Annotated in this window: 22 protein-coding genes and 1 pseudogene; 6 read left to right on the top strand and 17 right to left on the bottom strand. The window is 69.7% G+C overall.

Annotation, left to right across the window (positions count from 1 at the left end; translation table 11 throughout):
• Positions 1 to 124 precede the first annotated feature (124 nt).
• Both ACZ4EG_RS01005 and glxA read left to right on the top strand, forming a co-directional pair.
• The gene (locus ACZ4EG_RS01005) at positions 125 to 2,080 is read left to right on the top strand and encodes a glycosyltransferase family 2 protein (protein ID WP_453552706.1); all 1,956 of its coding nucleotides are present in this window, start codon (positions 125 to 127) and stop codon (positions 2,078 to 2,080) included.
• Positions 2,077 to 4,014, top strand: coding sequence for a radical copper oxidase GlxA (gene glxA, locus ACZ4EG_RS01000; RefSeq protein WP_467789080.1), 1,938 nt, complete (start codon positions 2,077 to 2,079; stop codon positions 4,012 to 4,014). The genes ACZ4EG_RS01005 and glxA overlap by 4 nt, the downstream gene beginning before the upstream one ends.
• A gap of 81 nt (positions 4,015 to 4,095) precedes the next feature.
• On the opposite strand, the gene ACZ4EG_RS00995 is transcribed toward glxA, so the two are convergent.
• From ACZ4EG_RS00995 to ACZ4EG_RS00950, 10 genes and pseudogenes are all read right to left on the bottom strand, one after another.
• The gene (locus ACZ4EG_RS00995; protein ID WP_453552710.1) at positions 4,096 to 5,094 is read right to left on the bottom strand and encodes a glycoside hydrolase family 6 protein; all 999 of its coding nucleotides are present in this window, start codon (positions 5,092 to 5,094) and stop codon (positions 4,096 to 4,098) included.
• Between the two features lie 540 nt (positions 5,095 to 5,634).
• A complete protein-coding gene (locus ACZ4EG_RS00990; RefSeq protein WP_467789079.1) occupies positions 5,635 to 6,300 on the bottom strand; it encodes a class F sortase in 666 nt (221 codons plus the stop codon).
• A 14-nt stretch (positions 6,301 to 6,314) separates the two neighbouring features.
• The gene (locus ACZ4EG_RS00985; RefSeq protein WP_467789078.1) at positions 6,315 to 6,863 is read right to left on the bottom strand and encodes a hypothetical protein; all 549 of its coding nucleotides are present in this window, start codon (positions 6,861 to 6,863) and stop codon (positions 6,315 to 6,317) included.
• A gap of 107 nt (positions 6,864 to 6,970) precedes the next feature.
• Positions 6,971 to 7,750: an HAD-IIA family hydrolase gene (locus tag ACZ4EG_RS00980; protein WP_363295359.1), complete on the bottom strand. Its 780-nt coding sequence runs from the start codon at positions 7,748 to 7,750 to the stop codon at positions 6,971 to 6,973.
• An 87-nt stretch (positions 7,751 to 7,837) separates the two neighbouring features.
• Positions 7,838 to 8,257 (bottom strand): annotated as a pseudogene (locus ACZ4EG_RS00975) (ABC transporter ATP-binding protein); the annotation flags it as partial.
• Positions 8,254 to 8,937, bottom strand: coding sequence for a phosphonatase-like hydrolase (locus ACZ4EG_RS00970; protein ID WP_467789077.1), 684 nt, complete (start codon positions 8,935 to 8,937; stop codon positions 8,254 to 8,256). The pseudogene ACZ4EG_RS00975 and the gene ACZ4EG_RS00970, both read right to left, overlap by 4 nt.
• 5 nt (positions 8,938 to 8,942) lie before the next feature.
• Positions 8,943 to 10,067 carry a TIGR03364 family FAD-dependent oxidoreductase gene (locus tag ACZ4EG_RS00965; RefSeq protein ID WP_467789076.1) on the bottom strand — a complete coding sequence of 375 codons (1,125 nt, stop codon included), beginning with the start codon at positions 10,065 to 10,067 and terminating at the stop codon, positions 8,943 to 8,945.
• 132 nt (positions 10,068 to 10,199) lie between these two features.
• Complete coding sequence (locus ACZ4EG_RS00960; protein ID WP_467789075.1) at positions 10,200 to 10,955, bottom strand: GntR family transcriptional regulator; 756 nt, start codon at positions 10,953 to 10,955, stop codon at positions 10,200 to 10,202.
• A gap of 61 nt (positions 10,956 to 11,016) precedes the next feature.
• Positions 11,017 to 12,024, bottom strand: coding sequence for a hypothetical protein (locus ACZ4EG_RS00955; RefSeq protein ID WP_467789074.1), 1,008 nt, complete (start codon positions 12,022 to 12,024; stop codon positions 11,017 to 11,019).
• Between the two features lie 94 nt (positions 12,025 to 12,118).
• Positions 12,119 to 13,225: an ROK family transcriptional regulator gene (locus ACZ4EG_RS00950; RefSeq protein WP_453552728.1), complete on the bottom strand. Its 1,107-nt coding sequence runs from the start codon at positions 13,223 to 13,225 to the stop codon at positions 12,119 to 12,121.
• 48 nt (positions 13,226 to 13,273) lie between these two features.
• On the opposite strand from ACZ4EG_RS00950, the gene ACZ4EG_RS00945 reads away from it, so the two are divergent.
• The 3 genes from ACZ4EG_RS00945 (at position 13,274) to ACZ4EG_RS00935 (ending at position 15,796) form a co-directional block, all read left to right on the top strand.
• A complete protein-coding gene (locus tag ACZ4EG_RS00945) occupies positions 13,274 to 14,344 on the top strand; it encodes a Gfo/Idh/MocA family protein (protein ID WP_467789073.1) in 1,071 nt (356 codons plus the stop codon).
• Positions 14,344 to 14,853, top strand: a complete 510-nt coding sequence (locus ACZ4EG_RS00940; protein ID WP_453552732.1) for a heme-degrading domain-containing protein — start codon at positions 14,344 to 14,346, stop codon at positions 14,851 to 14,853. The genes ACZ4EG_RS00945 and ACZ4EG_RS00940 overlap by 1 nt, the downstream gene beginning before the upstream one ends.
• Positions 14,854 to 14,929: 76 nt before the next feature.
• Positions 14,930 to 15,796 (top strand): LLM class F420-dependent oxidoreductase, encoded by an 867-nt coding sequence (locus ACZ4EG_RS00935; protein ID WP_467789072.1) that lies wholly within the window; start codon positions 14,930 to 14,932, stop codon positions 15,794 to 15,796.
• 110 nt (positions 15,797 to 15,906) lie between these two features.
• On the opposite strand, the gene ACZ4EG_RS00930 is transcribed toward ACZ4EG_RS00935, so the two are convergent.
• The 4 genes from ACZ4EG_RS00930 to ACZ4EG_RS00915 form a co-directional block, all read right to left on the bottom strand.
• Positions 15,907 to 16,764, bottom strand: coding sequence for a fumarylacetoacetate hydrolase family protein (locus tag ACZ4EG_RS00930; protein ID WP_467789071.1), 858 nt, complete (start codon positions 16,762 to 16,764; stop codon positions 15,907 to 15,909).
• Positions 16,765 to 16,930: 166 nt separating this feature from the next.
• Positions 16,931 to 17,647, bottom strand: a complete 717-nt coding sequence (locus ACZ4EG_RS00925; protein WP_467789070.1) for a YidC/Oxa1 family membrane protein insertase — start codon at positions 17,645 to 17,647, stop codon at positions 16,931 to 16,933.
• 105 nt (positions 17,648 to 17,752) lie between these two features.
• Positions 17,753 to 18,064, bottom strand: coding sequence for a DUF6412 domain-containing protein (locus tag ACZ4EG_RS00920; protein WP_453552740.1), 312 nt, complete (start codon positions 18,062 to 18,064; stop codon positions 17,753 to 17,755).
• 52 nt (positions 18,065 to 18,116) lie between these two features.
• The gene (locus ACZ4EG_RS00915) at positions 18,117 to 18,644 is read right to left on the bottom strand and encodes a winged helix-turn-helix transcriptional regulator (RefSeq protein ID WP_390706801.1); all 528 of its coding nucleotides are present in this window, start codon (positions 18,642 to 18,644) and stop codon (positions 18,117 to 18,119) included.
• A gap of 68 nt (positions 18,645 to 18,712) precedes the next feature.
• On the opposite strand from ACZ4EG_RS00915, the gene ACZ4EG_RS00910 reads away from it, so the two are divergent.
• Positions 18,713 to 20,188, top strand: coding sequence for an MFS transporter (locus ACZ4EG_RS00910; protein WP_467789069.1), 1,476 nt, complete (start codon positions 18,713 to 18,715; stop codon positions 20,186 to 20,188).
• A 956-nt stretch (positions 20,189 to 21,144) separates the two neighbouring features.
• Here the strand turns inward: ACZ4EG_RS00910 and ACZ4EG_RS00905 are convergent.
• The 3 genes from ACZ4EG_RS00905 to ACZ4EG_RS00895 form a co-directional block, all read right to left on the bottom strand.
• The gene (locus tag ACZ4EG_RS00905; protein WP_467789068.1) at positions 21,145 to 25,572 is read right to left on the bottom strand and encodes a DUF6531 domain-containing protein; all 4,428 of its coding nucleotides are present in this window, start codon (positions 25,570 to 25,572) and stop codon (positions 21,145 to 21,147) included.
• Between the two features lie 13 nt (positions 25,573 to 25,585).
• Entirely contained in the window at positions 25,586 to 25,897 is a 312-nt protein-coding gene (locus ACZ4EG_RS00900) for a hypothetical protein (protein WP_467789067.1), read from the bottom strand.
• Between the two features lie 127 nt (positions 25,898 to 26,024).
• Positions 26,025 to 26,852 carry a class E sortase gene (locus tag ACZ4EG_RS00895; RefSeq protein ID WP_467789066.1) on the bottom strand — a complete coding sequence of 276 codons (828 nt, stop codon included), beginning with the start codon at positions 26,850 to 26,852 and terminating at the stop codon, positions 26,025 to 26,027.
• Between the last annotated feature and the right edge of the window lie 69 nt (positions 26,853 to 26,921).

Here is a 26,921-nt window from a genome sequence, read left to right as displayed (position 1 = left end):
TCCATGTCTATAAGGTGTGGAGAGCCTGTGGCCCATTTGACGCGGCCGTGCGGGTCGAGGGGGACCTGACGGCCGATCGGAACCGACACAGACACGCGGTCACCTGCGTGTGGGGGGATGACTCATGACGTCGACGCCGTCCGGCGCCCGGCGGGAATTCGACCCGTCACAGACCACCCAGCTGAGGATGCCTTCGCACCGGACCGGTCAATTCCGCCGGATAAAGAAGACCCTGCCGAGATACGACTACGAGCATTACAGCCGGCTGGCGGGCCCCCTCACCCAACCGGATCCCGGCAAGCCGTACAAGGTGCAGTACCGCTCCCTGCTGTCACAGGAGCCGCACCGGGTACGAGCCGCGCTGATGCTGGGCGCGGCGCCGCTGCTCTCGCTGGTCCTGCTCGCCTGGCTGCTCCAGCCGGAACACTGGACCGAACGCGACTACCCGGCCTACGACTTCCTGCCGGCCCTCGACGTCGTCATGCTCGTCTCGATCGGTCTGATCGAGTTCTTCCGCTGTATGAACGTGCTGTCGAACGCGCACGCCACCCTGGTCGCCCGCGACCCGGTCCCGGTCGTGCCCGAGACCGGCACCCGTGTCGCCTTCCTCACCTCCTTCGTGCCCGGCAAGGAACCGCTGGAGATGGTGACGAAGACCCTGGAGGCGGCCGTGAAGCTGCGTCACCGGGGCCTGCTGCACGTCTGGTTGCTGGACGAGGGCGACGACCCGGCCGTCAAGGAGGTCTGCGCCCGCCTCGGCGTGCACCACTTCACCCGCAAGGGTGTCGCGCACTGGAACCAGCCCAAGGGCCCGCACCGCGCCAAGACCAAGCACGGCAACTACAACGCCTGGCTGGAGGCGCACGGCGACGAGTACGACTTCTTCGCCTCCGTCGACACCGACCATGTGCCGCTGCCCAACTACCTGGAGCGGATGCTCGGTTACTTCCGCGACCCGGACGTCGGCTTCGTCATCGGCCCGCAGGTGTACGGCAATTACGACACGTTCGTCACCAAGGCCGCCGAGTCGCAGCAGTTCCTCTTCCACGCGCTGATCCAGCGGGCCGGCAACCGCTACGGCGCCCCGATGTTCGTGGGCACCTCCAACGCCGTGCGCATCAAGGCCATCAAGCAGATCGGCGGCCTGTACGACTCGATCACCGAGGACATGGCCACCGGCTTCGAGATGCACCGCGCCAAGAACCCCGCGACGGGCCGGAAGTGGCGCTCCGTGTACACGCCGGACGTGCTGGCCGTCGGTGAGGGCCCGAACGCCTGGACGGACTTCTTCACCCAGCAGATGCGCTGGTCGCGCGGGACGTACGAGACGATCCTCAAGCAGTACTGGAAGGGCTTCTTCTCGCTGCCGCCCGGCAAGCTCTTCAACTACACGATGATGATCATCTTCTACCCGATGTCCGCCCTCAACTGGATCCTGGCCGCGCTGAGTTGCGCGCTGTTCCTGGGGCTGGGCGCCTCGGGTGTGAACATCGACCCGACCGTGTGGCTGATGCTCTACGGCAACGCGTCCGCACTGCAGATCGGCCTGTACATCTGGAACCGCCGCCACAACGTTTCGCCGCACGAGCCGGAGGGCTCCGGCGGTGTCGCGGGCATGGTGATGTCGGCGCTGTCGGCGCCGATCTACGCCCGGTCGCTGATGGACGCCGTGCTGCGCCGCAAGAGCAAGTTCGTGGTGACGCCCAAGGGTGACTCGGCCAGCCCCGACACGCTGTTCGGGACCTTTAGGATCCACTGGTTCTTCATCCTGGTCTTCGGTGGTTCGCTCGCCGCCGGCTTCGTGTACGGGCACTCCCACCCCGCGATGATCACCTGGGCGGTCTTCGCCATGCTGATCACCGCCTCTCCGATCTTCGCCTGGCGCTACACGCTGCACCAGGACAAGAAGAAGCCCGCCGATCCTGTGGTCACCGAGCCGCAGGACTCGGTTCCGCCCCCGGCCCCGGCGGCTCCTCCGCCGCACGCTCCGCAGCAACGGCCGAGCTGGGCCGCCTCGAACGGGGGCAACGACCAGAACATGCAGATCGCGCTCGGTGGACTTGGGGGACGTAAGGAATGAACGACAGTGCCGGTCGCCGCCGCGCCCGCAGACTTGCGATAGGCACGGCGGTGGTACTCGCGCTGGCCGGGATGAACGGTCCGTGGCTGTACCGCTTCGGAACCGAGCAGTACCACCAGTACAAGATCAACAGACCCGAGTACAAGGCCGAGAACGGCCACTGGGACATCATCGAGTTCCCCAAGGAGTACCGCCAGGACACCATTCACGCGGCGCTCCTGCACACGGGCAAGGTGCTGTTGATCGCGGGGTCGGGCAACAACCAGGACAACTTCGACGCGAAGAAGTTCGACACCCGCATCTGGGACCCGGTCAAGGGCACCATCAAGAAGGTGCCGACGCCCGCCGACCTGTTCTGCACCGGCCACACCCAGCTGGCCAACGGCAATCTGCTGATCGCCGGCGGCACCAGGCGGTACGAGAAGCTCAAGGGCGATGTCACCAAGGCCGGCGGCCTGATGGTGGTGCACAACGAGAACCCGGACAAGCCGATCACGCTGCCCGCGGGAACCAAGTTCACCGGCAAGGAGAACGGCAAGACCTTCGTGTCGAAGGACCCGGTCCTCGTGCCGCGCGCGAAGAAGGTCTTCGACCCGAAGACCGGCGCGTTCCTGCGCAACGACCCGGGTCTCGGCCGTATCTACGTCGAGGCGAGGCAGAGCGGCTCCAAGTACGAGACCGGCACCCAGGACAACTACCGGGTGCAGGGCCTGACCGGCGCCGACGCGCGCAACACGTACGGCATCGCGCAGAAGCTCGCCCTCGACAAGAAGGACTTCCAGGGGATCCGGGACGCCTACGAGTTCGACCCGGTCGCCGAGAAGTACATCAAGGTCGACCCGATGAACGAGGCCCGCTGGTACCCGACGCTCACCACCCTGAGCGACGGCAAGATCCTCAGCGTCTCCGGCCTCGACGACATCGGCCAGCTGGTCCCGGGCAAGAACGAGATCTTCGACCCGAAGACCAGGAAGTGGACGTACACGCCGAAGATCCGGCAGTTCCCGACCTACCCGGCGCTGTTCCTGATGCAGAACGGGAAGATCTTCTACTCCGGTTCCAACGCGGGCTACGGCCCCGACAACGTGGGCCGCGACCCGGGCATCTGGGACGTGACCACCAACAAGTTCAGCAAGCTGCCGGGGCTGAGCGACGCGGGCGAGATGGAGACGTCCGGGACCGTGCTGCTGCCTCCGGCGCAGAACGAGAAGTACATGGTCATCGGCGGCGGTGGCGTCGGCGAGTCCAAGCTGTCCAGCAACAGGACCCGGCTGATCGATCTGAAGTCCGCGAACCCCAGGTTCGTGGACGGGCCGACGCTGGAGAAGGGCACGCGCTACCCGCAGTCCTCGATCCTGCCCGACGACAGCGTGCTGGTGTCGGGCGGCTCGGAGGACTACCGGGGCCGCGGCGACTCCAACATCCTCCAGGCGCGGCTCTACCACCCGGACAGCAACAGCTTCACCAGGGTGGCCGACCCCCTGGTGGGCCGGAACTACCACTCCGGGTCGATCCTGCTGCCCGACGGGCGGATCATGTTCTTCGGGTCCGACTCGCTGTACGGGGACAAGGCCAACACCAAGCCGGGCAAGTTCGAGCAGCGCATCGAGATCTACACGCCGCCGTATCTGTACCGGGACTCACGGCCGTCCCTGTCGGGCGGACCGCAGACCATCGCGCGCGGCGCGTCGGGGACGTTCACCTCGCGGCACGCGTCGACGATCAAGAAGGTCCGACTGATCCGCCCCAGTGCCTCGACCCATGTGACGGACGTCGATCAGCGTTCCATCGCGCTGGACTTCAAGACGTCCGGTAACAAGATCACGGTGACCGTGCCGAAGAGCCGGAGTCTGGTGCAGTCCGGTTGGTACATGCTGTTCGTCGACGACGACCAGGGCACTCCGTCCAAGGCGCAGTGGGTCAAGGTTCCGTAGAAGCAGCGCACTTGGGGGCGCCCTCCGACCGGGAGGGCGCCCCCTTGGGCTACATGCCGGTAATTGCCGGCTATTCGCCGGCTACTTGCTGGCGTTCGCAAGCTTGAGTGCGTACGTCGGCCACCAGGCTCCCGCCTTGGGGCCTCCCTTGCACTGGCCGTCCGACTCCCCCGGCCGCTTGACCCACAGATACGCATCCACCAGCGAGTCCGCCGTCTTCGTCGTCGGCGCCTCCCCCAGCGCCCGGCCCGGCGGGTTGCACCAGCGCTCGTCCGGGTTGCCGGCCGTGTAGGGGCCGTTGCCGTTGCGGCTGGTGTCGATGACGAAGTGCTTGTTGCCGACCTTGGCCGAGAGCTGCTTGCCGTAGGCGATGGAGTCCTGGGTGGAGTAGAAGTTGGAGACGTTGAGCGCGAAGCCGTCGGCCTGGTCGATGCCCGCCCACTGGAGGGGCTGGAAGATCTGGTCGGGGTGGCCCCAGCCCGCGTTCCCGGCGTCCAGGTACACCTTGGTGTTCTTCAGGGACTTCAGCTTGGCGATGGCACCCTTGAGGAGGTCGTAGCGCTCCTCGTGGAACTCGTCCGGGGTGCAGCCGTTCACCAGGTGCAATATGGCGTCCGGCTCCAGGACGACCATCGCGGAGCGGTCGCCGATGCCCTTGGCCACGCCGTCGATCCAGGCGCGGTAGGCGTTGCCGTCGGCCGCGCCGCCCTGCGAGTACTGGCCGCAGTCGCGGTGCGGGATGTTGTAGAGGACGAGCAGCGCCGTACGGTCGGACTTCTCGGCGGCCTCGGTGAAGCCCTGGGCCTCCTGCTCGGGGTTCTCCGGGCCGATCCACTCCCCCGTCGGCTGCTCGGCGATCTTTCTGATCTGCTCGGCGTCGTCCTTCTTGCCATCCTTCTCGTAGGCGGCGACCTGCCGGGCCGCGTTGCCGTCGGGGTTCACCCAGAACGGGTCCACGCCCTTGGGCTGTTGGGTGATCTTCGCACCCTGACCGGCGTCGTCCCCTCCGTCCCCGGAGGAGCATCCCGCGATCAGCAGTCCCGCCCCGAGCACCACTGCGGCCGCCCTGCTGCCGTACATCCAACTCCCCCTTGGGTGCACCGTTCCAAGGGTCAATCGTGACATACCCACCGCGCCGGTCACGAGATCGCATGGGCCCTTGTCGGAGACCTGTTACAGGGTTCACGTCGAGCGGGCCAAGGGTGTGCCGTCGGGGCCGTCCGTCGCCCCGGCGCAGTGTCACCTGCGGGGATGACGGAGAGCCACCAGGTTGGGACTTCCCGTCAACTTCCTCTAGGCCCAGGGGTGTCATCCGTTCTAGAGTCGTTCCATCCGGTCCCGGCCACCGGCCGGATGTGCACCCACCGTGGTTTCCGGACCTCCCGCGCCGGTCGCCGGGTTACTCCCGCAGCCCGCGCGAGCGCGGTCGAGGACCTGCCCGGTCGGCGGCTTCGGGGGGAGCGAGCCGCCGGCCGGGCCAGGTGCCCAGCCAAGGGGTGTCGTTTGGATCATCCAGGGGTCGCGGGCCCCTGGCACGCGCATCCCCATGCCCCCGCTCGGGGTCGGCCGGCCCGCACCGTTCGTCACGGCCGACCTGATCCAAACGACACCCCCTAAGGCCTACGGTCCCGTGCCGGTGAGGTACGCCGACACCACCACGTTGGCCGTGTAGTGGTTGGTCGCTCGGTCGAAGCTGCCGCCGCAGGTGATCAGTCGCAGCTCGGCGCGGCCCGCCTGCCGTGGTCCGTAGGCCTGGCGGGCGTCGAAGTCGTCGCGGGGCAGGACCTGTACGTCGTCCACGGTGAAGTCGGCGACCTTGCCGTCGGCGCGGACCACCCGGACCGTCTCGCCGGGCTGCATCGTGCTGATCTTGTAGAAGACGGCGGGCCGGATCGTGGTGTCCACGTGCCCCACCATCAGCGCGGTGCCGGCCGCTCCGGGTTTCGCCCCGGCCGCGTACCAGCCCACCACTCCCGGCTGGTCGAAGGGCGGCGGTTCGATCGCCCCCTGCCGGTCCAGGCCGCGGCCGACGACCGGCGCCTGCACACCCAGCTCGGGAATGTCGATGCGCTGCGGCAGCGCATCCCCCAACGGCTCGGCCGCGGGCGGGAGTTCCGCCCCGGCCGGCCGGCCCACCGCGGCGATGTCGCCCGTCGCGGCACCGGAGGTCCCCTGCGGTATGCCGGTCAGCTCGCGGCCCCACAGCCACAGGCCGAACAGCAGCACGGCCCAGGCCGCACAGGTCACGAGCCGCCCGGTCCCGGTGGATCCCGCACCGTCGGACATGGTGACCGGTGCCCTCAGCCCGCCTCGCGGCTCCGGCGGGCACTGTGCAGCCCGACGGCGACCGCGGCGAGTCCGGCGAGGACGAGACCGACGACCGCGTGGGCGGTGCCAGGACCGTCCGCGTGGGCGTCCACGGAGGCGAAGTGCGCGGTGCCGCCGCCGCCCGCGTCGACGGGGGCGACGGGCGAGGCGGCGACGGAGGAGAGCGGGTCCGCCTGCGACGCGTCCTGCGACGATGCCCCGGCGACGGTGAGCCTGCCGTTGACCACGGAGCCGGCGCAGGTGACCTTCACGTCGTACGAGCCGGGCTGGGCCGCCGAGCGGACCTGTGTCTCGCCGGCCAGCGCGCCGCCGACGCCGACCAGCCGTGCGTCGGACACGAACGCCGGCGAGGCGGCGGTGCCGGACGTCCCGCCGCAGCCGCTCACCCGCAGCGCCACGGCGGCGCCAGGGGCCGGGGTCGACGGGGTCACGGAGACTCCGCCCTCCGCCGCGTGGGCCGTCGGCACGAGAGCGGCGGCGGCCAGGAGTCCTGTACAGAGAGTGAGGCGTAGTGAGCCCATCGTGAAACCTCCAGATATCTGGAGACTCCCCCCACGGGCCCACCGACGCATCTTCCAGGGGCCTTCTACTACTCCGAACGGGTTGGTCCGGGTTTCGAACCCACGTCTCAGACCCGGTCGACCAGCTCCGCGATCGAGTCCACGATCTCCGACGGCCGGAACGGGAAGCGGTCGACCTCCGCCGGCTGGGTGACACCGGTCAGCACCAGGAAGGTCCGCATCCCGGCCTCCAGGCCCGCGAGGACATCGGTGTCCATACGGTCGCCGATCATGGCGGAGGTCTCCGAGTGGGCGCCGATTGCGTTCAGCCCGGCCCGCATCATCAGCGGGTTGGGCTTGCCGACGAAGTACGGCTTCTTGCCGGTCGCCGCGGTGATCAGGGCCGCGACCGAGCCGGTGGCGGGCAGGGCGCCCTCGACGGAGGGGCCGACGTTGTCGGGGTTGGTGGCGATGAACCGGGCGCCGTCGTTGATGAGCCGCACGGCCTTCGTCATGGCCTCGAAGGAGTACGTCCGGGTCTCGCCGAGGATCACGAAGTCGGGCTCGTGGTCGGTCAGGATGTAGCCGACGTCGTGCAGGGCGGTGGTCAGACCCGCCTCACCGATGACGTACGCGCTGCCGCCGGGCCGCTGGTCGGCGAGGAACTGGGCGGTGGCCAGCGCGGACGTCCAGATGTTCCCCTCCGGCACGTCCAGGCCCATGCGCCGCAGCCGGGCGTGCAGGTCGCGCGGGGTGTAGATGGAGTTGTTGGTGAGCACGAGGAACGGCCTGCCGGACTCACGCAGCTTCTTCAGGAAGGAGTCGGCGCCGGGAATGGGGACACCCTCGTGGATAAGCACCCCGTCCATGTCGGTGAGCCACGACTCGATGGGCTTGCGGTCTGCCATGTCTTGCGTCTCCTGGCGTGCGTACGGTCATGAGCTGGGGGCGCCGGAACCACGGCGTACCGACGCCCCCAGCGTAATCAGCCCTGCCTGATACGGACCCCGTCGATCAAGCGGTACCGGCGAGGCAGTCGCGGCGGAGCCGGTCATCTCCAGCGCGTCGGCGACCCGCGTCCGGATCCCGGCCTTGGCGACCTTGCGGGCCTTGAGCCCGACGGCCACGTTGTCGTCGACCCGCATGTGCGGGAACAGCGCGTACTGCTGGACGACCATCCCGATGCCGCGCCGGTGGGGCGGCAGGTCGGTCACGTCCCGCTCCCCGAGGAGGACCCGCCCCGAGGCGGGCCGTACGAACCCGGCGACCGCCCGCAGAGCGGTGGTCTTGCCGGAGCCGGACGGCCCGAGCAGGGCCATCACCTCGCCGGGCTCGACGGCGAGGTCGAGGGAGTCGAGGACGACGTTGCCGTCGTAGGCGACCGTGACGGAGTCGAGGCGGATGCCGCGGCTCAGGTGAGCACTCCCGGCAACCCGCCCACGGAGTCCAGCACATGGGTCGCTCCGGCCGTGCGCAGCGCGTCCGCGCCGTGCGCCCCGGTCAGGACACCGGCGACCACGCCCGCGCCGGCGCGTACGCCGCTGAGCATGTCGTACGAGGTGTCGCCCACGACGGCGATCTGCCGTACATCGGCGGCGGCCGCCGTACGGAGGAACGCGGCGAGGACCATGTCGGGATACGGACGGCCCCGGCCCCCGGCGTCGGCGGGGCACAGCGTGAGCGGCACCAGGTCCTGCCAACTGAGCGCGGCCAGGATCGCGTCCTGCGTGGTGCGCGCGAAGCCGGTGGTCAGCACGACCGTACGACCCTGCGACCTGAGCTCCTCGATGGTCTCTCGCGCACCGGGCAGGGCCGCGACCCGGCCCGCGTCGACGAGTTCCGCATACGCCGCCTCGAAGGCCTTGTTGGCCTCCTGTGCCCGTGTCTCTTCCCCGAACAGATGCCGGAAGACGGAGATCTTGGACTCGCCCATGGTGGCGCGGACGTAGTCCACCATCGAGTCGGGATCCGCGCCGAGGTGCCTCGCGGCGGCCGCGAAGGCCTCCTCGACGAGCCCGCCGTCGGCGACTGTGGTGCCGGCCATGTCCAGGACGACGAGCCGGATGCCGGTGTTGTCGGTGTTCTGCGTGGTCAACCTCCTCACCAGCCCAGTTCGTTCGCGGTGGTCTCGGCTATCGCGGGCGAGCAGGTCATACCGCGCCCACCGGGCCCGGTGACCAGCCACACCCCGTCGCTCACCTGCTGCCGGTGCACCACCCGGCTGGTGTCGGTGCACTGCGCGTACACGCCGGCCCAGCGGCGCCGGATCTTCGGGAGCGGCCGGCCGAGGAGGGATTCGACGACCTCGGTGAGGTGGTCGTAGGGGTCCTCAAGGGTGTCGAAGGCGAAGGGGTGCTCGTACTCGTGGGTGTCGCCGATGGTCAGGCCGCCGTCGGCGCGCTGCACCATGAGCAGCTGCATCCCGTGCTCGGCGGCGGTGCGCGGCTGCGGCTGCCGGGCGTCGAGCTCGTCCAGGGCCGGGGAGGCGTAGGCGGGGTAGTAGCGGAAGCTGTCCGCGTCGGCGACCGAGGTGGTGAGCGGTTCGCCCAGCGGGTCGGTCTGCATCATCTGGAGCCGCACGCGGCGGACCGGCAGGTCGGGGCCCGTCAGCTCGCGGACGAGTCCGCCCAGCCAGGCGCCGGTGCACAGCACGACCACGTCGGCGTGGTGCACCTCGCCGTGGTCGTCGCGGACGGCACCCGCACCGACCACCTCGCGCGCCTCGCGTCCCGGCAGGAAGGTGTAGTTCGGGGACTTCGACAGCTCGGCGCGCAGGGCGCGCTGCGCGGTGCGCGGCTCGACGGCGGCGTCGCGCTCGCAGTACAGGGCGGCGGTGAAGTCGCCGCGCAGCGCGGAGTTGAGGGCGCGCGCCTCGCCGGGGGTCAGCAGCTTGTAGCCACGGGCGGCGGCGTCCGCCCGTGCCACGGCGGCCTCGGCGACGGCGAGTTCGAGGGGGCCGCGCACGGGGGTGAGGGATCCGTTGGCCCGGAACCCGAGGCCGGGCACGCGCCCGCCGATCCCCTCCCACAACTCCCGGGCCCGGAGCGCGGTTTCGAGCTCTTCCCCGCCCGCGCGTCCACTGACCCAGATCTGCCCGAAGTTGCGCAGCGAGGCGCCGCGCGCCTCCGCTTCCCGCTCGATCTGCACGACCTGATGGCCCCGTTCCACTGCTTGCCATGCGTGCATGGTGCCCACCACACCTGCTCCGACGACTGTCACTCTCACGGCGGCAACGCTCCTCGCGATCGGGGAACCGGAAAGGTCCGGCTGACAACGAGAGCGTGAACGAACCATCGCGTTTGGGCTAGTCCCGTTATCTTTTCGTGATGCTCGGAAGGGGTGCTGTACGGGTCGTTCTCAGCCCGTGAGGTGAGCCGTGAAGGAGAACCGGTCCCCTCGGTACAAGCCCCGCACCCGCTCCAGCGGCCGCCCCTCGGTGTCCCTGGAGACCCGGTGAATCAGCAGCATCGGCAGGGCGGGCGGGGTGCCGATCAGGAGGGCCTCGCGCGGGGTGGCGAGCACGGTCTCGACGCGCTCGTCGGCATCGCCGAAGCCGACGCCCTGCTCCTGGAGGTAGAGGTAGAAGGAGGAGTCGGGCTCGAAGTCGGTGTCGAGGCGCGGGACGCGGGAGACGGCGACGTAGGTGCTCTCCAGGCCGACCCGCTCGTCGTCGGCGAGCAGCACACGCTCCAGGTGCCAGACGGGTTCGCCGCGGGTGAGGCCGATCTCGGCGGCGAGCGCCTCCGGGCAGGGGAAGCGGTCGAGCCCGACGAGGTGACGACCGGGCCTGCGCCCCTGCCGCCGCACGCCTTCCGTGTAGCTGGCGAGGGACAGCGGCTGCTCCAGCTTGGGTCCGGCGACGACGGTCCCCCGCCCCTGCCGTCTGAGCCGCCCCTCCAGCACCAGCTCGCGCACGGCCTGGCGCACGGTCTCGCGGGCGACGTCGTACCGCTCGGAGAGGTCGCGCTCGGTGGGGATGAGGCTGCCCTCCCCCAGTTCCTCCAGGAGGGCGGCGATCCGCGCCTTCACGGCGTAGTACTTGGGGATGCGCCCGTGCTCGGGGATGCCGGCGCGTACGGGGGCGCCGGGGGCCTGGTCGTTCGGGTAGTCCACGGGAGGGATCGTCGCAGACGGGGCGTCCTGTGGTGATCGCGGACCCCCGCGCCCGCGCGGCTCAGCGCCGCCTGCGCGCCATCAGATACGCGCCCCATCCGGCGACCAGCAGGACGGTGGCGCCGACGAGAGCACCGCGCCCGGCCCCGAGCCCGGTCCGCGCAAGCTCCCAGGCTCGCGAACCTGCACCTTCGCCGGCACCTCGACGGGCACCGTGACCGGCACCTTCACCGGCCCGGATGTCGTCCCGGCCCTCTCTCCCTCCTCCCCCGCCTTCGTCTCCGCCGTCCCAGCCGCCTCCTTCATCCCCGCCGTCTCCACCGCCGTCGCCTGCGCTCTCCTCCGCCACCGGGGTCTGTTCCGGCTCCTTCGGCGGCGTGGATTCCTCGGCCGTGGGGAGCGGGGTGCCCGAGCCGCTGGGTGTGGCGGACCGGGGAGTCGCGGTGGGGGTGGGGATGGGCCCGGGTTCGACGCCGATCCCGAACCGGTAGTCGTTGGACTGCCCGATCCAGTCGCCGTCCTGGTTGTGGCGCTGTACGAGGGCCGCGTTGGCGGTGACCGCGTTCATCACGGCGTCGGAGGTGAGGGAGAGCCGGACCTTGACGCTGACGGTCTTGCCGGGACCCACGGTGAACCCTGGGAAGCCGTCCGCGTCGAACACGCCGATGAGCTCGTGCGCGTCGGTGGTCTCGAAGCGGACGTCGTGGGCCGTCGCCCCGTCGTAGAACTCCAGCTTGGGCTGCGAGGCCTTGAGAGCACGTTTGTCGTCGACGAGCACGAGGACGGGGTGTACGGCGGCGCAGGTCTGGCGGGTGGTGTTGGTCAGGTCGATGTACCAGGTGCCGTACCCGCCGCCGGCCTCGTAGGAGGTGGGACCGTCATGGATCCGGCTGGTGAGCGGAAAACGCTGGTCGTCGGTGCCCGCGCAGGGCGCAGCGGAGTCCGCCCACGCGACCGCCGACGGCAGGGGGGCGAGAACGGCGGCTGCGGCGAGGCAGAGGGGCAGAGGCGTGCACAGTCGCATGAGCACATAACCGTCCCGGGCGAGGTGGCCGACGGACGGCGCCATTCCGAACGGGCACCTCGAACGGCGGCGCGAATCCGCCCGATCGGCGCAGACGCGCACGCCGTGCAGGCAGCCTCACCCCCACCCCAGGCAGACGTCAGCCGTCCGCCCGCCCGAACACCGGTGCCAGCATCAGCTGCGCCGCCCCCTCCGCCACCCCGCCGGAGGCGACCCGCACGGGAACCGCCCCGCCGAGCGCCCCCGCCCGCCGAGCCCGCTCCGCCAGCACCCCGGCGACGCCCCTTACGAAGACCTCCGGCGCCGCGGCGACCGTACGACCGCCGAGGAGCACCTGATCGATGTCCAGCAGTCCGACCAGATTCGCCGCCCCGGCCCCCAGCACCCGGGCCGCCTCCGCCACGTCTCCCCGCCCCACGGCGGCCAGGCACAACGCCTCGATGCAGCCGCGCCCCCCGCATCCGCAGACCGGCCCGTCGAGCTGGATGACCTGGTGGCCGAACTCCCCCGCCCCGGTCCGCGCCCCCCGGTGCACGCTCCCGCCGATCACCAGACCGGCACCGAGCCCCGTACCGAGATGCAGATACGCGAACGACCCGCCCTCGCCCGCGACGGCCAGCCGGAGCGCCGCCGCGTTGGTGTCCTTGTCGACCACGACGGGAATCCCGAGCCGCGCGGCCAGCGCGTCCCGCAGCGCGAAGCCGTCCCACTCCGGGAACCCGGTGACGCGGTGCAGGACGCCGTTGGTGTGGTCGAGAGGGCCGGGAGAGGCGACGCCCATCCCCAGGAGGGACGCCCGCGCCCCGGACACCAGCCCCTCCACCTCCCGTGCGGCGGCCTCGACCACCGACTCGGCCCCGGCCCCGAAGTCCAGGCCGGCCCGGACCTCGCCGACGACCGCCCCGGTGAGATCGCAGAGCACCGCCCGCAGCTCGTCGCGGTCCAGATGCACCCCCACCGCGTGCCCCGCCTCCGGCACCAGCCGCAGCACGGTCCGCGGCTTGCCTCCGGTGGACGCCCGCCGCCCCGCCTCCGCCGCGAATCCCTGCTCCCGCAGCCGCGCGGTGATCTTGCTGACGGCCTGCGGGGTGAGCCCGGTCCGCTCGGCGAGTTCGAGCCGGCTGATGCCCTCCGCACCGGCCGTACGCAGCAGATCCAGCACCAGCGCGGTGTTGTGACTGCGTACGGCGAGCAGATTCGCTCCCGTGGGGCCGCTGCCGCTCTTCGTCCTGTTCACGCCACCCATTCTCCCCACCACTTGCACTTTGGCAACAGCGTTGCGAAAGTGGGACGCATGACTGCTGGTACACCCCTCCGCGTGGGCCTGGTCGGCTACGGCCTCGCGGGTTCCGTCTTCCACGCCCCACTGATCGCCGCCACCGAGGGCCTCGCCCTCGACACGGTGGTCACCTCGAACCCCGAGCGGCAGGAGCAGGCCCGCGCCGAGTTCCCGGACGTCCGGCTCGCCACCGCCCCGGACGAGCTGTTCGACCGTGCCGACGAGCTGGACCTGATCGTCATCGCGTCCCCGAACAAGACGCACGTCCCGCTCGCCACCGCCGCCCTGAAAGCGGGCCTCCCGGTCGTGGTGGACAAGCCGATCGCCGGCACGGCGGCCGAGGCCCGCGCTCTCGCGGCACTCGCCGAGGAGCGCGGACTGCTGCTGTCGGTCTTCCAGAACCGCCGCTGGGACAACGACTTCCTGACCGTCCGCAGGCTGACCAGCCACGGCGAGCTGGGTGACGTATGGCGGTTCGAGTCCCGCTTCGAGCGGTGGCGGCCGGAGCCCAAGGGCGGCTGGCGCGAGTCCGGCGACCCCGCAGAGATCGGAGGTCTGCTCTACGACCTCGGCAGCCATGTGGTCGACCAGGCCCTGGTCCTCTTCGGCCCCGCCACACAGGTGTACGCCGAGACCGACATCCGCCGTCCGGGCGCGGAGACCGACGACGACACCTTCATCGCCGTCACCCACGCGAGCGGCGTCCGCTCCCACCTCTACGTCTCCGCGACGACCGCCCAACTCGGCCCCCGCTTCCGGGTCCTCGGCTCGCGCGCGGGCTATGTGAAGTACGGCCTGGACCCGCAGGAGGCGGCCCTGCGGGAGGGGCTGCGGCCCGGCCCGCAGTGGGGCGCGGAGCCCGAGTCGCTTTGGGGCCGTCTCGGCTCCGGAGAGTCCCCGCTGACCGGCGGCGGCGATCCCGTACCGACCCTGCCCGGCGACTACCCCGCGTACTACGCGGCCGTGGCCGCGGCCCTCACCGGCGCCGGCCCCAACCCGGTGACCGCGCTGGAGGCGGCCGCCGCCCTCGACGTGCTGGAGGCGGCCCGGCGCTCCGCCCGTGACGGTGTGGCGGTGACCCTCTGATGCACCACCCGAAGATCACCCCGAAGTACACCCCCGAGATCACCCCGTCCGTGGAGGAGCTGGAGACCCAGGAACGACGCCTGGTCTTCCCGCGGTTCACCCACGACGACGCCTGGGCGCTCGGCTCCCTCCTCGTCGAACTGGCCCGCGAGCGCCAGGCCCCCGTGGCCATCGACATCCACCGCTCCGGCCAGCAGCTCTTCCACGCGGCGCTGCCCGGCTCCACCCCCGACAACGACGCCTGGATCGCCCGCAAGCGCCGGGTGGTGGAGCGCTACGGCGCCTCCTCCTACCTGGTCGGCGCCCGCTTCCGGGCCAAGGGCACGACGTTCGAGGAGGCCTCCCGCCTCGACCCCGACAGGTACGCGGCACACGGCGGGTCGTTCCCGGTCAACGTGGAGAACGTGGGCATCATCGGTGCGGTCACCGTCTCCGGTCTGCCCCAACTCCAGGACCACCGCTTCGTGGTGGAGGCGCTGGAGCAGTTCCTGGGCCGGCCGCCCCAGTAGTCACCGGCGGGATTAACCCGAGGCTCCCTCCGGTTGGCACTGTCCATACGTCTGACAGCCGGAGGGAACGGAACCGATGAGCGGCACCCTGAAGGAAACGGTCGGCCGGTACGGCATCTGGAGCGTCGGGCTCCGCGCGGAGGACCCGGCCCGACGCGCCGAGATCGCCGAGGCGGCCGCCGAACTGGAGGAACTCGGCTACGGCGCGGCCTGGCTGGGCGGCAGCAGCGCGGCCCCCCACGCCGTACCACTACTGGCGGCCACCTCCCGGCTCGCCGTCGGCACCAGCATCCAGAGCATCTGGCAGTACGAGGCCGACGCGAGCGCCGCTGCCTTCGCCGAGGTGGAGACGGCCCACCCCGGCCGCTTCGTGCTCGGTCTCGGGGTGAGCCACGCCAAGTTCGCGGACCAGTACCGGCGCCCCTACTCGGCCCTGGTCGCCTACCTGGACGCCCTGGACGCGGCCGGGGTCCCCGCAAACCGCCGGGTCCTGGCCGCCCTGGGCCCGAAGACCCTGGAGCTGAGCCGGGACCGGGCGGCGGGCGCGGTCCCGTACCTGGTCACACCCGAGCACACCGCCCAGGCCCGCGAGATCCTCGGTGAAGCGCCCTTGCTGGCACCGGAGTTCAAGGTCGTCCTGGAGACCGACCCGGCCCGCGCCCGCGCACTGGCCCGCGACAGCCTCGCCATGTACCTCGCCCTCCCCAACTACACCAACAGCTTCCTGCGCCTGGGCTTCACCGAGGACGACCTGGCCGACGGCGGCAGCGACCGCCTGATCGACGCGCTGTACGCGTGGGGCGACGAGGACCGGATCAGGGACCGCGTGACCGCTTTCCACGAGGCGGGCGCGGACCACGTGGCACTCCAGGTGGTGAACGGCGGCACGAGGGACGCCCTGCCGCGGGAGGCATGGCGCAGGCTGGCATCGCTGCTGGCGTGAGTGGAAACGCCCCAAGGGGCGCGGGGCTGAATCGATATGCGGCTCCGCCGCGTGTGCGCGATCAACCACTTACGGCCTTCACCCGCCGAATTCGCGCAGCCCCCACCCCTTCAGGCGTCTTTGAACTCCTGCCGCTGACGCCCGAGCCCCTCGATCTCCAGCTCGACAACGTCCCCCGCCCTCAGATACGGCTTCGGCTCGGGCTGCCCGAGCGCAACCCCCGCCGGCGTACCGGTGTTGATGACATCACCGGGGTACAGCGTCATGAACTGACTGACGTACCGCACGACTTCCGCGACCGGAAAGATCTGCTCGGCCGTGGTCCCGTCCTGCTTCAGCCCACCGTTGACCCACAGCTTCAGCGACAGACTCTGCGGATCCGGAACGTCGTCCGCCGTCACCAGCCACGGCCCCAGCGGATTGAACGTCTCGCAGTTCTTCCCCTTGTCCCAGGTGCCGCCCCGCTCGATCTGGAACTCCCGCTCGGACACGTCGTGCGCGATCGCGTACCCCGCGACATGCGCGAGCGCCTCCTCGGCCGACTCGACGTAGCGGGCCGTACGCCCGATGACGACCGCCAGTTCCACCTCCCAGTCGGTCTTCTCGGAGCCGCGCGGCACGAGCACGGTGTCGTTCGGCCCGACGACGGTGTCCGCCGCCTTGAAGAAGATGACCGGCTCGGCGGGCGGCTCGGCTCCCGTCTCCCGGGCGTGGTCGTGGTAGTTCAGCCCGATGCACACGATCTTCCCGATCCGGCCCAGCGGCGCCCCGACCCGCAGCCCGGTCGCGTCGAGCGGGGGCAGTTCCCCGGCCTCGGCGGCGGCCCGGACCCGGCCGAGCGCGGCGTCGTCGGCGAGCAGCGCCCCGTCGATGTCGTCCACGATCCCCGACAGGTCCCGCAGGGTCCCCTCGGCGTCGAGCAGCGCGGGCCGCTCCGCCCCCGCCGTACCGACTCGCAGCAGCTTCATGGTCACAATCTCCCTCGATCGCGAACGCCCCGCCGATGTGTGCAGCCATCGGAGGACTGGTCGATCCTCCAAGGTCGAGGTCCAGTCCGCAATACCCGGTTCACGTACTGGACCGTAACCGGGCCCTCTCAATGATCCAGACCCTCTCAGCGCGATCCAGACCCTCTCAGCGATAGAGCGCCGCGCGCTCCACGGCACTCCAGGTCGTACTGGTCACGACGTACAGCGCGGCGGCCAGCGGCACCACGGCGACGGTGACGATCGTCAGGTACGACATGAAGGGCATGATCCTGCCGACCGCGGCCGGCCCCGGCACCTGCTCGCCGCCGTCCCCCACCGGCAGCGCACCGCCGACGGCCGCCATCCGCTTCGTACGGACGCAGTTGAAGGTGGCGACGGCGGCGACAACGGCGAAGAGGGCGAGGTAGACGAGCCCGGCGCCCCCGAAGACCCCGCCGTCGCCGAGGGCGTCGGCCCATCGCCCGCCCAGCGGCGCCGCGAACAGCTGGTGGGTCAGCAGCCCGTTGCCCTCCCCGCCGATCGCCGAGTTCGAGAACAGGTGGTAGAGGAGGAAGAAGGCGGGCAGCTGGAGGAGGCTGGGCAGACAACCGGACAGCGGCGAGACCTTCTCCTCGGCATGCAGCTCCAGCACCGCCTTCTGGAGCTTCTCCGGATTCTTCGCGTGCTTCTTCCGCAGCTCGGCGACCTTCGGCTGGAGCGCGGCCCGGGCGCGCTGACCGCGGGCGGCGGCCCGGGACAGCGGATGCACGAGGAGCCGTACGAGCGCGGTGAACACAACGATCGCGGCGGCGGCCGCGGACGCGTGGAAGAGCGGCTGGAGCAGATCGGCGAGCTGCTCGACCAGGGTGGCGAAAACGGACATGGGTGAGCCCTCCGTGGGTCTCGTCGTGCCGGAGTGATGCGGGATGGCGGCATGACGACCTGCGCGGGGTCACCTGTGTGTTTCGGTGTTTCGGGGGTGATCGCCCTACGCGGTGGTCGCCGGGAGGGCGTGTCCGGGCGCTCGGGGACGTGGCCGCCCCGAGGCGTCGGGATCGCGTTGCGGCAGGAAGGCCGTACGGCGGTCGCGGTCGCGGATGGCCGTACGCACCCGGGTGGGCGGCACGGCGGGCGCGCAGCGCGCGGCGATCAGGGAGCAGAGGGCGAGCGCGGACCCGGCCGCGGCGGTCGCGGCGAGCGCGACGGTGGCGGAGAGGGTGCCGGTGTCGAGGAGCGCGATGTCGAGCAGCAGGAGCAGCAGGACGGCGGCGGGACGCGGGGATGCCCAGCGGCGAACCATTGCCTGCTGCTCCTTTCGACCATCTGTTGTACGCGCGTTGTACTCGCGCTGCTCATGCGTGTCCGGTCTCCAGGGGCTCCAACAGCCGCTTGGGCTTGAGGAGCGCCCGGCTGACCGGATCGGCCGGGTCGGGATCGAGTCCCGGTCCCGGCGTAATGAGGACGTCCGCGGGGGGTACGAAGGTTCCACAGGCGGGGCATTCGCCGTACGGCCCGAGTTCCGTACCGCAGTCCACGTGCCGGAAGTAACGCAGCTGGGTCTCGCTGAAGTGCTCCCGCCCCCAGACCGCGAGCGCCCGCAGCGCCGGCCACAGGGCGACGGCGCGGTCGGTCACGACGTATTCGTCCCGTGGCGGCGACTCCTGGTACCGGCGCTTTTCGAGGATCCCCTCCTCGGTGAGCGTCTTCAGGCGGGCCGAGAGGACGGCGCGCGGGATGCCGAGGTGGACGAGGAAGTCGTTGTAGCGCCGGACGCCGTAGAGCGCGTCGCGGACGACCAGGAGCGTCCACCGCTCGCCGACGATCTCCAGCGCGCGGGCGATCGAGCATTCCTGCGTCGCGTAGTCCTTGCCCAGTGCCATGGCGTCCACCTTAGCCACTTTCCAAAGTGTTGGTTCAATGACCGAACCGACGGTGCTACGGTACACCCATGACAAGGTTCAATGAAAGAACTATCCAGCGTGCGGAGGCAGCAGAGCCCACCGCCAAGCAGAGCGCGCCACACACGGCCCCGAACACGGCCCCGAACACGGCACCGAATACGGCCCCGAAGGCGACCCCGAAGGCGGAAGCGCCTCCGCACCCCCGGGCCACGCTCGCCCTGACCAGCGCCGCGACGGCGGTGGCCCTGATGACGTACACGGCCCCGGTGGTCACGCTCCCCGGCACGGTGGCCGCTCTGCACACCCCCGTCTCGGCCCAGGCCTGGCTTCTGAACGGCACCCCGCTGGGCCTCGCCGCCCTGCTCCTGGTGGCGGGCAGCCTGGCCGACGACTACGGACGCCGCCGGATCTTCCTGCTCGGCACGCTGGCCCTGGGCGTGACGACGGCGCTCAGCGCCCTGTCCACGACGACCTGGGTGTTCACCCTGACCCGCATAGCCCAGGGCGCGGCCAGCGCGGCGATCCTGGCGAGCAGCCTAGGCCTGCTGGTGGCCGCCTTCCCCAGCCCGCGGGGCAGGCTGCACGCGACGGGCGTATGGGGAGCCTTCGTCAGCGGCGGCATCGCGGTCGGCCCGCTGGTCGCCGGTTCACTGCCCGACTGGCGGGTGGCGTACGGCGTCCTGGGCGCGGCGACGCTGGCCGTGGCCGCGCTGGCAGTCCGCCCCCTGACCGAATCCCGCTCACCCAGAGGCGGCCGCCCGGACCTGCTGGGCGCACTGACCTTCGGCCCGGCGCTGGTGGCACTGGTCGCGGCACTGACCCTGGGCCGGGACGGCTGGCTGCGGACACCGGTAGAGCTGCTGTTCGCGGCGGCCGTCCTGCTGCTCGCGCTGTTCGCGCTGGTGGAGCGACGGGTGCGCACCCCCATGATCGACCTGGGCCTGCTGCGCCACCGCCGCTTCCTGGCGTCGTCGGCGGCCGGCCTGTTCACGGGCCTGACGGTGATCGGCCTGTTCAGCTTCCTCCCCGCGGTGCTGCAGCAGGCGCTGCACATGACGGCGATGAACACGGCCTGGCTGTTCCTCCTGTGGTCCGGCCTGTCCTTCACGGTGGCCCTGCAGGCCAAGCGCCTGGCGGGCCGCGTGCCCCCGCGCCTGCAACTGGCCATCGGCTTCCTGCTGCACGCCGCCGGCGCCCTGACGATGCTCGGCGCGATAGCCGCGGATTCCTGGCCCCGCCTGATCCCCGGCCTGATCCTCGGCGGCATCGGCAGCGGCCTGCTGAACGCCGCGCTGCCTCTGCTGGCGGTGGAGTCGGTACCGGTCGCGCGAGCGGCCATGGGCTCGGGCGCCCAGCAGACGTTCCGCTACATCGGCTCCTGCGCGGGCGTGGCCCTGACGATCGCCCTGGTGACGCCCTCCTCCGGCGGCTTCGGCCAGGGCACGAACGTGGCGATCGTGGTGTCGGCGGCGCTGGCCGTGGTGGGGGCGGGGAGTGTCTTGGCGCTGCGGGAGCGGAGCTGAACGACGGCCGCCGGCCAGCCGGTGCCCGGAGGAGGACCGGTCCACTGCTCTTCACGGCACCAGCGGCACGGGCGACTCGGGCGAGCATCACTACGCACTCCCAGCCAAATAGGACCGGCTCTTGCCGAGCCGAGACCCAGAAGCCCGTAACACGATCCCGGCCCCCCGGGACCCCAGCAGCCAGGAGTCAGCGACGACGTGGCCCGCGCCTCGCAGGCGCTGTTCCTTGGGCGGCAGCTCCGAAAAGGACAACTGTTGCGCCATTTGTTCCAACTGCCTGCGGATCGCAGGCAACCGTGCCTCACCGGCCGTCGGCAGCAAAGCCCGGGCTCGTCACGGTGGCCTTACAGTGCTCAGCCAGCCCTACGCCAACCTCCCACTGGCCGTCAGGACTTGATTGCAGCAACCCAGTCGGCGGTCTGCACAAGGATCGGACCAGTTACTTCCTCACCACCAGAGACGTAGGCGACCCATCGAAGTTCGTTACAAGCGAAAAATGACTCACCCCATGAATCCACCCAAATACGCGCTTCTCGGTCACCAGACTGAGTCAGATCCCACCACGCCCAACCACGGGATTCCGATTCGGCATCAAACTGGTACAGCCATTCCTGCGCCCTCCATGGCACTCCAGCGATAGCGGCCTCATAGCGCTCCGCCCCCCGCCTCACATGCTCGGCGGCTGGCGCCGAGGCCCCTTGGGCGGCAGCGACGAACCAGTCGGGGAGCGTTCCGACAGGAGGCACTCCTTCGTCAAACGAGTGCGTGAGGGCAACCTGAAGCGCAGGATCCAGCACAGACCGCAGCCTCGCGCTGAACTCGGCGACCGGGCAGTTCGTCCGCACATCGAAGGCGGACAGAATGGGGGGCGCCACTTCGGGCGACGGCCGATGTGACAGCCGCAGCCGCTCCTGCTCGATGTCCTCAATTTCGTGAAACATTTCAGTGCTTACCTATCAGCCTTCTTGGACTACTCTGCCCGGATATTTTGCCACTTCTTCTCTGAACTCCTTGAGCATGCTGCCGGGAATCCCGTACAGATCATCCCCCATGGTTGGGTCGGAGATCTCAGGGCAGATCCTCTTGAGCTGCCTCCACTCCTCGTCCGTGAACCCGAGCCCCGGCGGCTGCTGCTGAGGTATCGCGGTCCTTCTGAGCTTGTCCCGGTACGCTTGCGAGATCTGGAACTCTACGATTTGCCCGCCATCACCCCGGAACTCGACCGTATGACGTATGTCTCCACTCAGGTTGACGTACAGGAACCCCTTGCCGGTGATGGTGACCTTGCCGTCTTCACCGATGTGAATGCGCCGGCTCAGCGGGAAATCCGTCTGCTTGCGATACCCGAGGACAGTCTCTTCGCAGCGCGGGGCGAGGCCGAGAGGATCGATCCACGAGTGCGGATTATGGACGTAAGTCGACGGGTTGGGAGCCGGGGCAAGGCCGAGTGGATCAGGAGTGAGATAGCGGGCCGTCTCCGGGTCGTAGTGCCGGTGATAGTTGTAGTGAAGGCCCGTCTCAGGATCGAAGTACTGGCCCGGGAACCGCAGCGGGATGTACGTCGCGCTGTCGGACGCCCAGGACGTCGTACCCCACACAGTGGCACGCGCACGCCAGGCAACACTGCCAGTTTCGTCGACAAGCTCGGTTGGGGTACCGACGAGATCGGTGACGATCGCGAAAAACCGGGAGTCGATCTCGTCCTGTGTCGTGTCGTCGACTCCGACCCGTTCGGTCTGTGCGATTGGGTGCACATCCTGGTGGTCCCAGGTAAGGGTGACCGGGTGGGGCAACTCGTCAGCCGCTGTGGTCTGTTCACAGAGCGTGGCGCCGTCCCAGGTGAACTGTGTTTGTTCGACGACGGTAACGCCATCCGTAGCCAGACGCTGTTTGGCCATGCGGCGCCCGAGTGGATCGTACAGGTAGCGCCACTGGGTTCCGTCGGGTGTGATGACGGAGGTGAGGCGGTCGTCGGAGTTCCAGGTGTAGTGCCAGGTGTCGGGTTTACGGGACAGACGGGTCTTCTGACGCAAGGTGATCCGGCCTGCTGCGTCGTGCTCATAACGGACGCTCCCGGCAAGGGTGAGGCGCGTACCGGCGTAGGTGCGGGTTCCGGTGGCCTCGTGACCCGGGTGTGTGGAGGGCCAGGATGCGGCGGCCTGGTTGCCGACCTCGTCGTATAGGTAACGTTCGGTCCAGTCCGAGGCACGAACGGTGGTCACGCGGCCCGCGGCATCGAGGTCGAAGTGACGCGTGCCGTTCCGCCGATCGTCGACGCTGGTCAGATAGCCGTCGGCCCGGTAGCTGTAGTGCCGCTGCTGAACGCTCTCGCCCTGGGCGTCGAGCACGGACTGAGACGTCAGGCGTCCCAGTCCATCGAACGCGTTGGACAGCGTGACTGTCTCTCCGACAAGACGGGTCAGCAGGCGGTCGGCCCGGTCGTACGTGAAGTTGATCCGGCGGCCTCCGGTGTTCAACTCGGCGCAGCGGCCTGCGGCATCGTAGCTCCAGTGGCTGACGGCTCCGGTCGGGGTGGTGCGGCTCGTACGGTGGCCCAGCAAGTCGTACGTGTACCTCGTAGTGCGACCGTTGACCGACTCGGACAGCAAGCGGCCGGCAATGTCGTGTTCGAGGACGAGTGTCGAATCGCTGGTGGTCGCCGCGCGAAGCCGCCCCGTGGACGTGTAGCTGAAGTCGGTGACCTGGTCGTGGGCCGTCCTCCGGATCATCTGCCCCAGTGCGTCTCGCTCAAAGACCGTCGTCTGTCCGAGCGCATCGGTACTGGTGTGGAGTCGACCCGCAGCGTCATGAAGGTAGGTGACAGTACGGCCGTCGAAATCGGTCTCCGAAGTCAGGTGTCCGGCGGGGTCATAGTTATAACCCCATATCTGACCCAGCGGGTTCGTGACGCCGATGAGGCGTAGTTCGGAGTCGTACGAGTAGGCGTACCGCACACCGTCCGGGCCGGTACGGGCTACGGGAAGGTCGAAGTGCCCGTATTCCAAACGTGTGACGGCAGTCATCGCGTCGGTGCGCGCGACGCAGTTGCCCTCTGCGTCGTACGTCCATGACTCGCTGGTGCCGTCGGCAGCGGTGCGGCGGGCAAGCTTGCCCTCCACAGTCCACTCCTGGCGGGTCACGTTACCGAGAGGATCGGTGATCTCGACGGGTCGACCGAAGGCATCGCGAACGTAGCAGGTACGCGCCCCCAACGGGTCGGTGACCTCAGTGAACAGTCCAGCCCGATCGCAACGGACGAGTGTCGTGTTGCCCAGTGCGTCGGTTACGGATGCCAGGTGTCCCGCCGAGTTGTAGGTGAAGCGGGTGGTGGCACCCACCGGGTCGGTGACGGCGGTGCGGTCGCCCTTGTCGTTGTACTCTTGACGCCAGACAGCTCCATCGGGACCCGTGATGGCCGCGGGCAGGCCGAGCGCGGTGTACTCGGATGTCAGCTCCCCACCGTCCGGACGGATGACCGCGATGATCCGGCCGTTGTCGCTGTAGCGGTAGCGGGTGGTGTTGCCGAGCTGGTCTCTGACGGCGGTCAGCTGGTGATCGGCGTCCCAGAACTGGTGAACAGTGTGGCCCAGTGGGTCCGTCTCGCGAACGAGGCGGAGTGCTTCGTTGTGTTCGTAGACGCGGGTGTGGCCGAGGGAATCCGTCACCCGGGTGGTGCGCGTTGCATCGTCGTAGGTGAGGGTGGACGCGAGCGCGTTGCCCGTACCACCGGTGGCAATGACGCGCCCCTGGTCGTCGTACTCGTACCAGTAGTTGGTGTTGTTGCGGTCGGTCCAGGAGGTGATGCGGCCCTCGACGTCGTAGGTGTAACGCATCGGCAGCCCCGAGGAGTTGAACTCCTCGGAGAGGTGACCGTGCTCGTCGTACGCGAAAGTGACCAGCGTGGTGCCGGGCCGGTCCGGGTGGGCGGGGTCGATCAGGCGCAGCCCCGTGACGCGGGAGCGCGCGTGATCGTGGTCGAGGGCGATCCGGTAGCCGCCGGAGTGGACCACCGCGCCGGGGACGTCACCCTCCTCGTACTCGATGGTGATCCGGTTGCCGTTGCGGTCCTGGATGTACTGCAGAGGCAGGTCGACGGCGGTGTCACCGGCGGCCGCGACGGGGCTGTGGAAGACATACGTCAGGCCCGCGTCGGGGTCGGTGACACGGATGCCGCCGTCGACGTCGTAGTCCCAGGAGAGAGTGAGGCGGGAACCGGGCGTGTCCGGACGGACGGGCTCGTCGGTCTCGATGTCCGGGCGTGGGAAGCACAGGCGGGCACCGTCCGCGGTCGCGTAGACGAAGCCGTCGTCGTCGGCCTGGACGCGCTGGTCGAGCGTCGACGCCCAGGACGGGCCGAACCAGCCGCCCCACCGGTACGACGACAGGTGCGTGCGCTCCAGGACCAGCGGAAGTACGCCGGGCAGGGTCACATCGGTGCGCGGCAGCGACATGTCCCCGGTGGCCACGTCGATCGGATCCCGCACGAACTTCTTGACCATGTTGCGGACCGAGGCCGGCAGCTTGTTGAAGCCCGGGTTCAGCTTCAGCCGCTCGAAGGCGGCGCAGTTGAGCTTCATCCCCTTGGCCAGCTCGGCCAGCTGGCTGGGCTTCAGCGCCTTCAGCCCCTTGCCGAGCGCCTTGCCCAGCACCCCGAAGCCGACGCCCATCAGCGCACCCTCGGTGAGGATCCCGGCCAGCTTGCCCGGATCCTTGAACGCGCCCGGATCCTTCAGCAGCGTCTCGAACGCGGAGAACTTCGCCCCCTCGGCCGCCATCTTGCCCACTTGGGCAACACCGCGGATCTCCTTGAGCGCCTGCAGCGCCCGCTCCACGCCCCGGATGACCTCCATCACCCCGCGCACCACGGACCCGAGCGCCGTACCCTCCTCCTCGATCCGCCCGACCAGCGCCACGACCTTCAACGCCCGCTCGCCGGCCATCAGATTCGAGGCCACTTCGGAGGCACCGGCGGTGAGGATCGACAGCGCGAGTCCCGCGATCTCGAACTCGGCGATCTCCGCGAGCATCACGCCGATCTCGGACAGCAGCTCGTGCGCCTTGTCCGCGAAGTCGTCCAGCGCCTTCGCGCCCTCCCGCAGCGAATGCGCCATCTCGTTCGCGCTCTTACGGGCCGACTTGGACCGCTTGTGGAAGGCCTTGGCCGCCTTCCCCTCCCACTCCACCCCCGACAGCGCCCGCTCAGCCGCCGCCGACGCGTCCTCCAGCCCCTTCGCCAGGTGCCGCCACTTCTTGGCGATCTCCCGGACCCCGTCCGGATCCACCGCCGGATCCGTGATCCCCAAAAACTCCAGACGACTCGCGAGCTTGTCACCGAACCAGTGGTTGGCCCTGTTGATGTAGTGCAGCGGGTTGAGATCCACCATGACTGTGCGCCGCTCAGCCCTTCTTCACCCGGGCCGCGGCCGCCAGCAGAAGGTCCAGCAGATCGAAGGTGTCGGACACCTCACCGATCAGCTTCGCCTCCGCCTCCCACTCCTCCTCCAGCTGCTTCGTCAGCTTGGACAGAGTGGTCATGCCCTTCTCTATCTCGTCCTTCGCACCCAGCAACGAACCCAGCGCACCCAACGCCTTCAGGTCGTGCTGCTGCTCCTTGAACGCCGCCAACGGCTTCGTCGTGTGATGCCCCACCGTCCGCAGCCCCGACGCCGCCTTGTGCATCGACGCGGCTTCCTTCGCCAAATCAGACATGACACCCGCCCCCGTAACTTCCCCGTACACGCACGCACTTCACTCTGTGCACATGCCAACCCCATCGACACTAGGGAGAGGGATTATGCGGAAGGTATGGGCTACCCCAAGGGAAAGCAAAGACTGATTACGCCCGGGGCCGCATCGAAGTCAGCTTCCCCCACACCACCATCCGGTACTTGGAGGTGAACTCCGGGGTGCAGGTGGTCAGGGTGATGTAGTAGCCGGGATCGTCGTAGCCGTACGCGGGTCGCACAACGGAGCGCGGTACGGGCCGGATCACGCCAGAGTCCCGGGACGAGGTCTGCGGAAGGATCTTGTCGACGCTGTACGTGTACGTCGCCGACCTGGTCTCGACCTCGACGAGGTCCTTCGACCGCAGCCGCGGCAGATACCGAAAAGGCTCGCCATGGGTGTTCCGATGCCCCGCGACCGCGAAGTTGCCTGCCTGGCCCGGCTGTTGGGTGCCGGGGTAGTGACCGACGTACCCCTTGTTGAGGACGTCCGGCTTGCTCACGCCCTCGGCGACCGGCACGCGCAGATGGAGTCGGGGGATGGTCAGGATGGCGTACGCCTGGGAGCTTCGCGGAAGCGACGAGCCGACGGTGACGTACGACGGCTGCCGCCCGGCCGCTCCCGTACCCGCACCCGTTCCCGTTCCCGTTCCCGACGGCGGAGCGGCGGACTCGGCGGAAGGCTCCTGCGTGCCGGCAGACACCCCGGAGGAACCGGAGGAACCACCCCCCGCCCCCCACTCCCGCTCCAACGCCTCCACCTTCCGCTCGGCCCCCCGCCGGGCCTCCCGATTGGTCCACCACAACTGATGCACGACCAGCAGCAGGAGTACGACCCCGACGGTGACGAGGACCTCACCCCCGACCCACACCGCCCGCCGGCGCCGCACACGCCTACGCCGGCTGCTGTGCTGCACCACGCGAACGACGGAAGCCCGCATACGAACGCCTCCCTCACCGGCCCGGGACGCCGCCCGCACGATAAGGCGCACGCCGTCAACTCACCAGAG

This window comes from Streptomyces sp. NPDC025638 (assembly GCF_055558775.1).
This window is presented reverse-complemented; position numbering and strand designations above follow the sequence as displayed.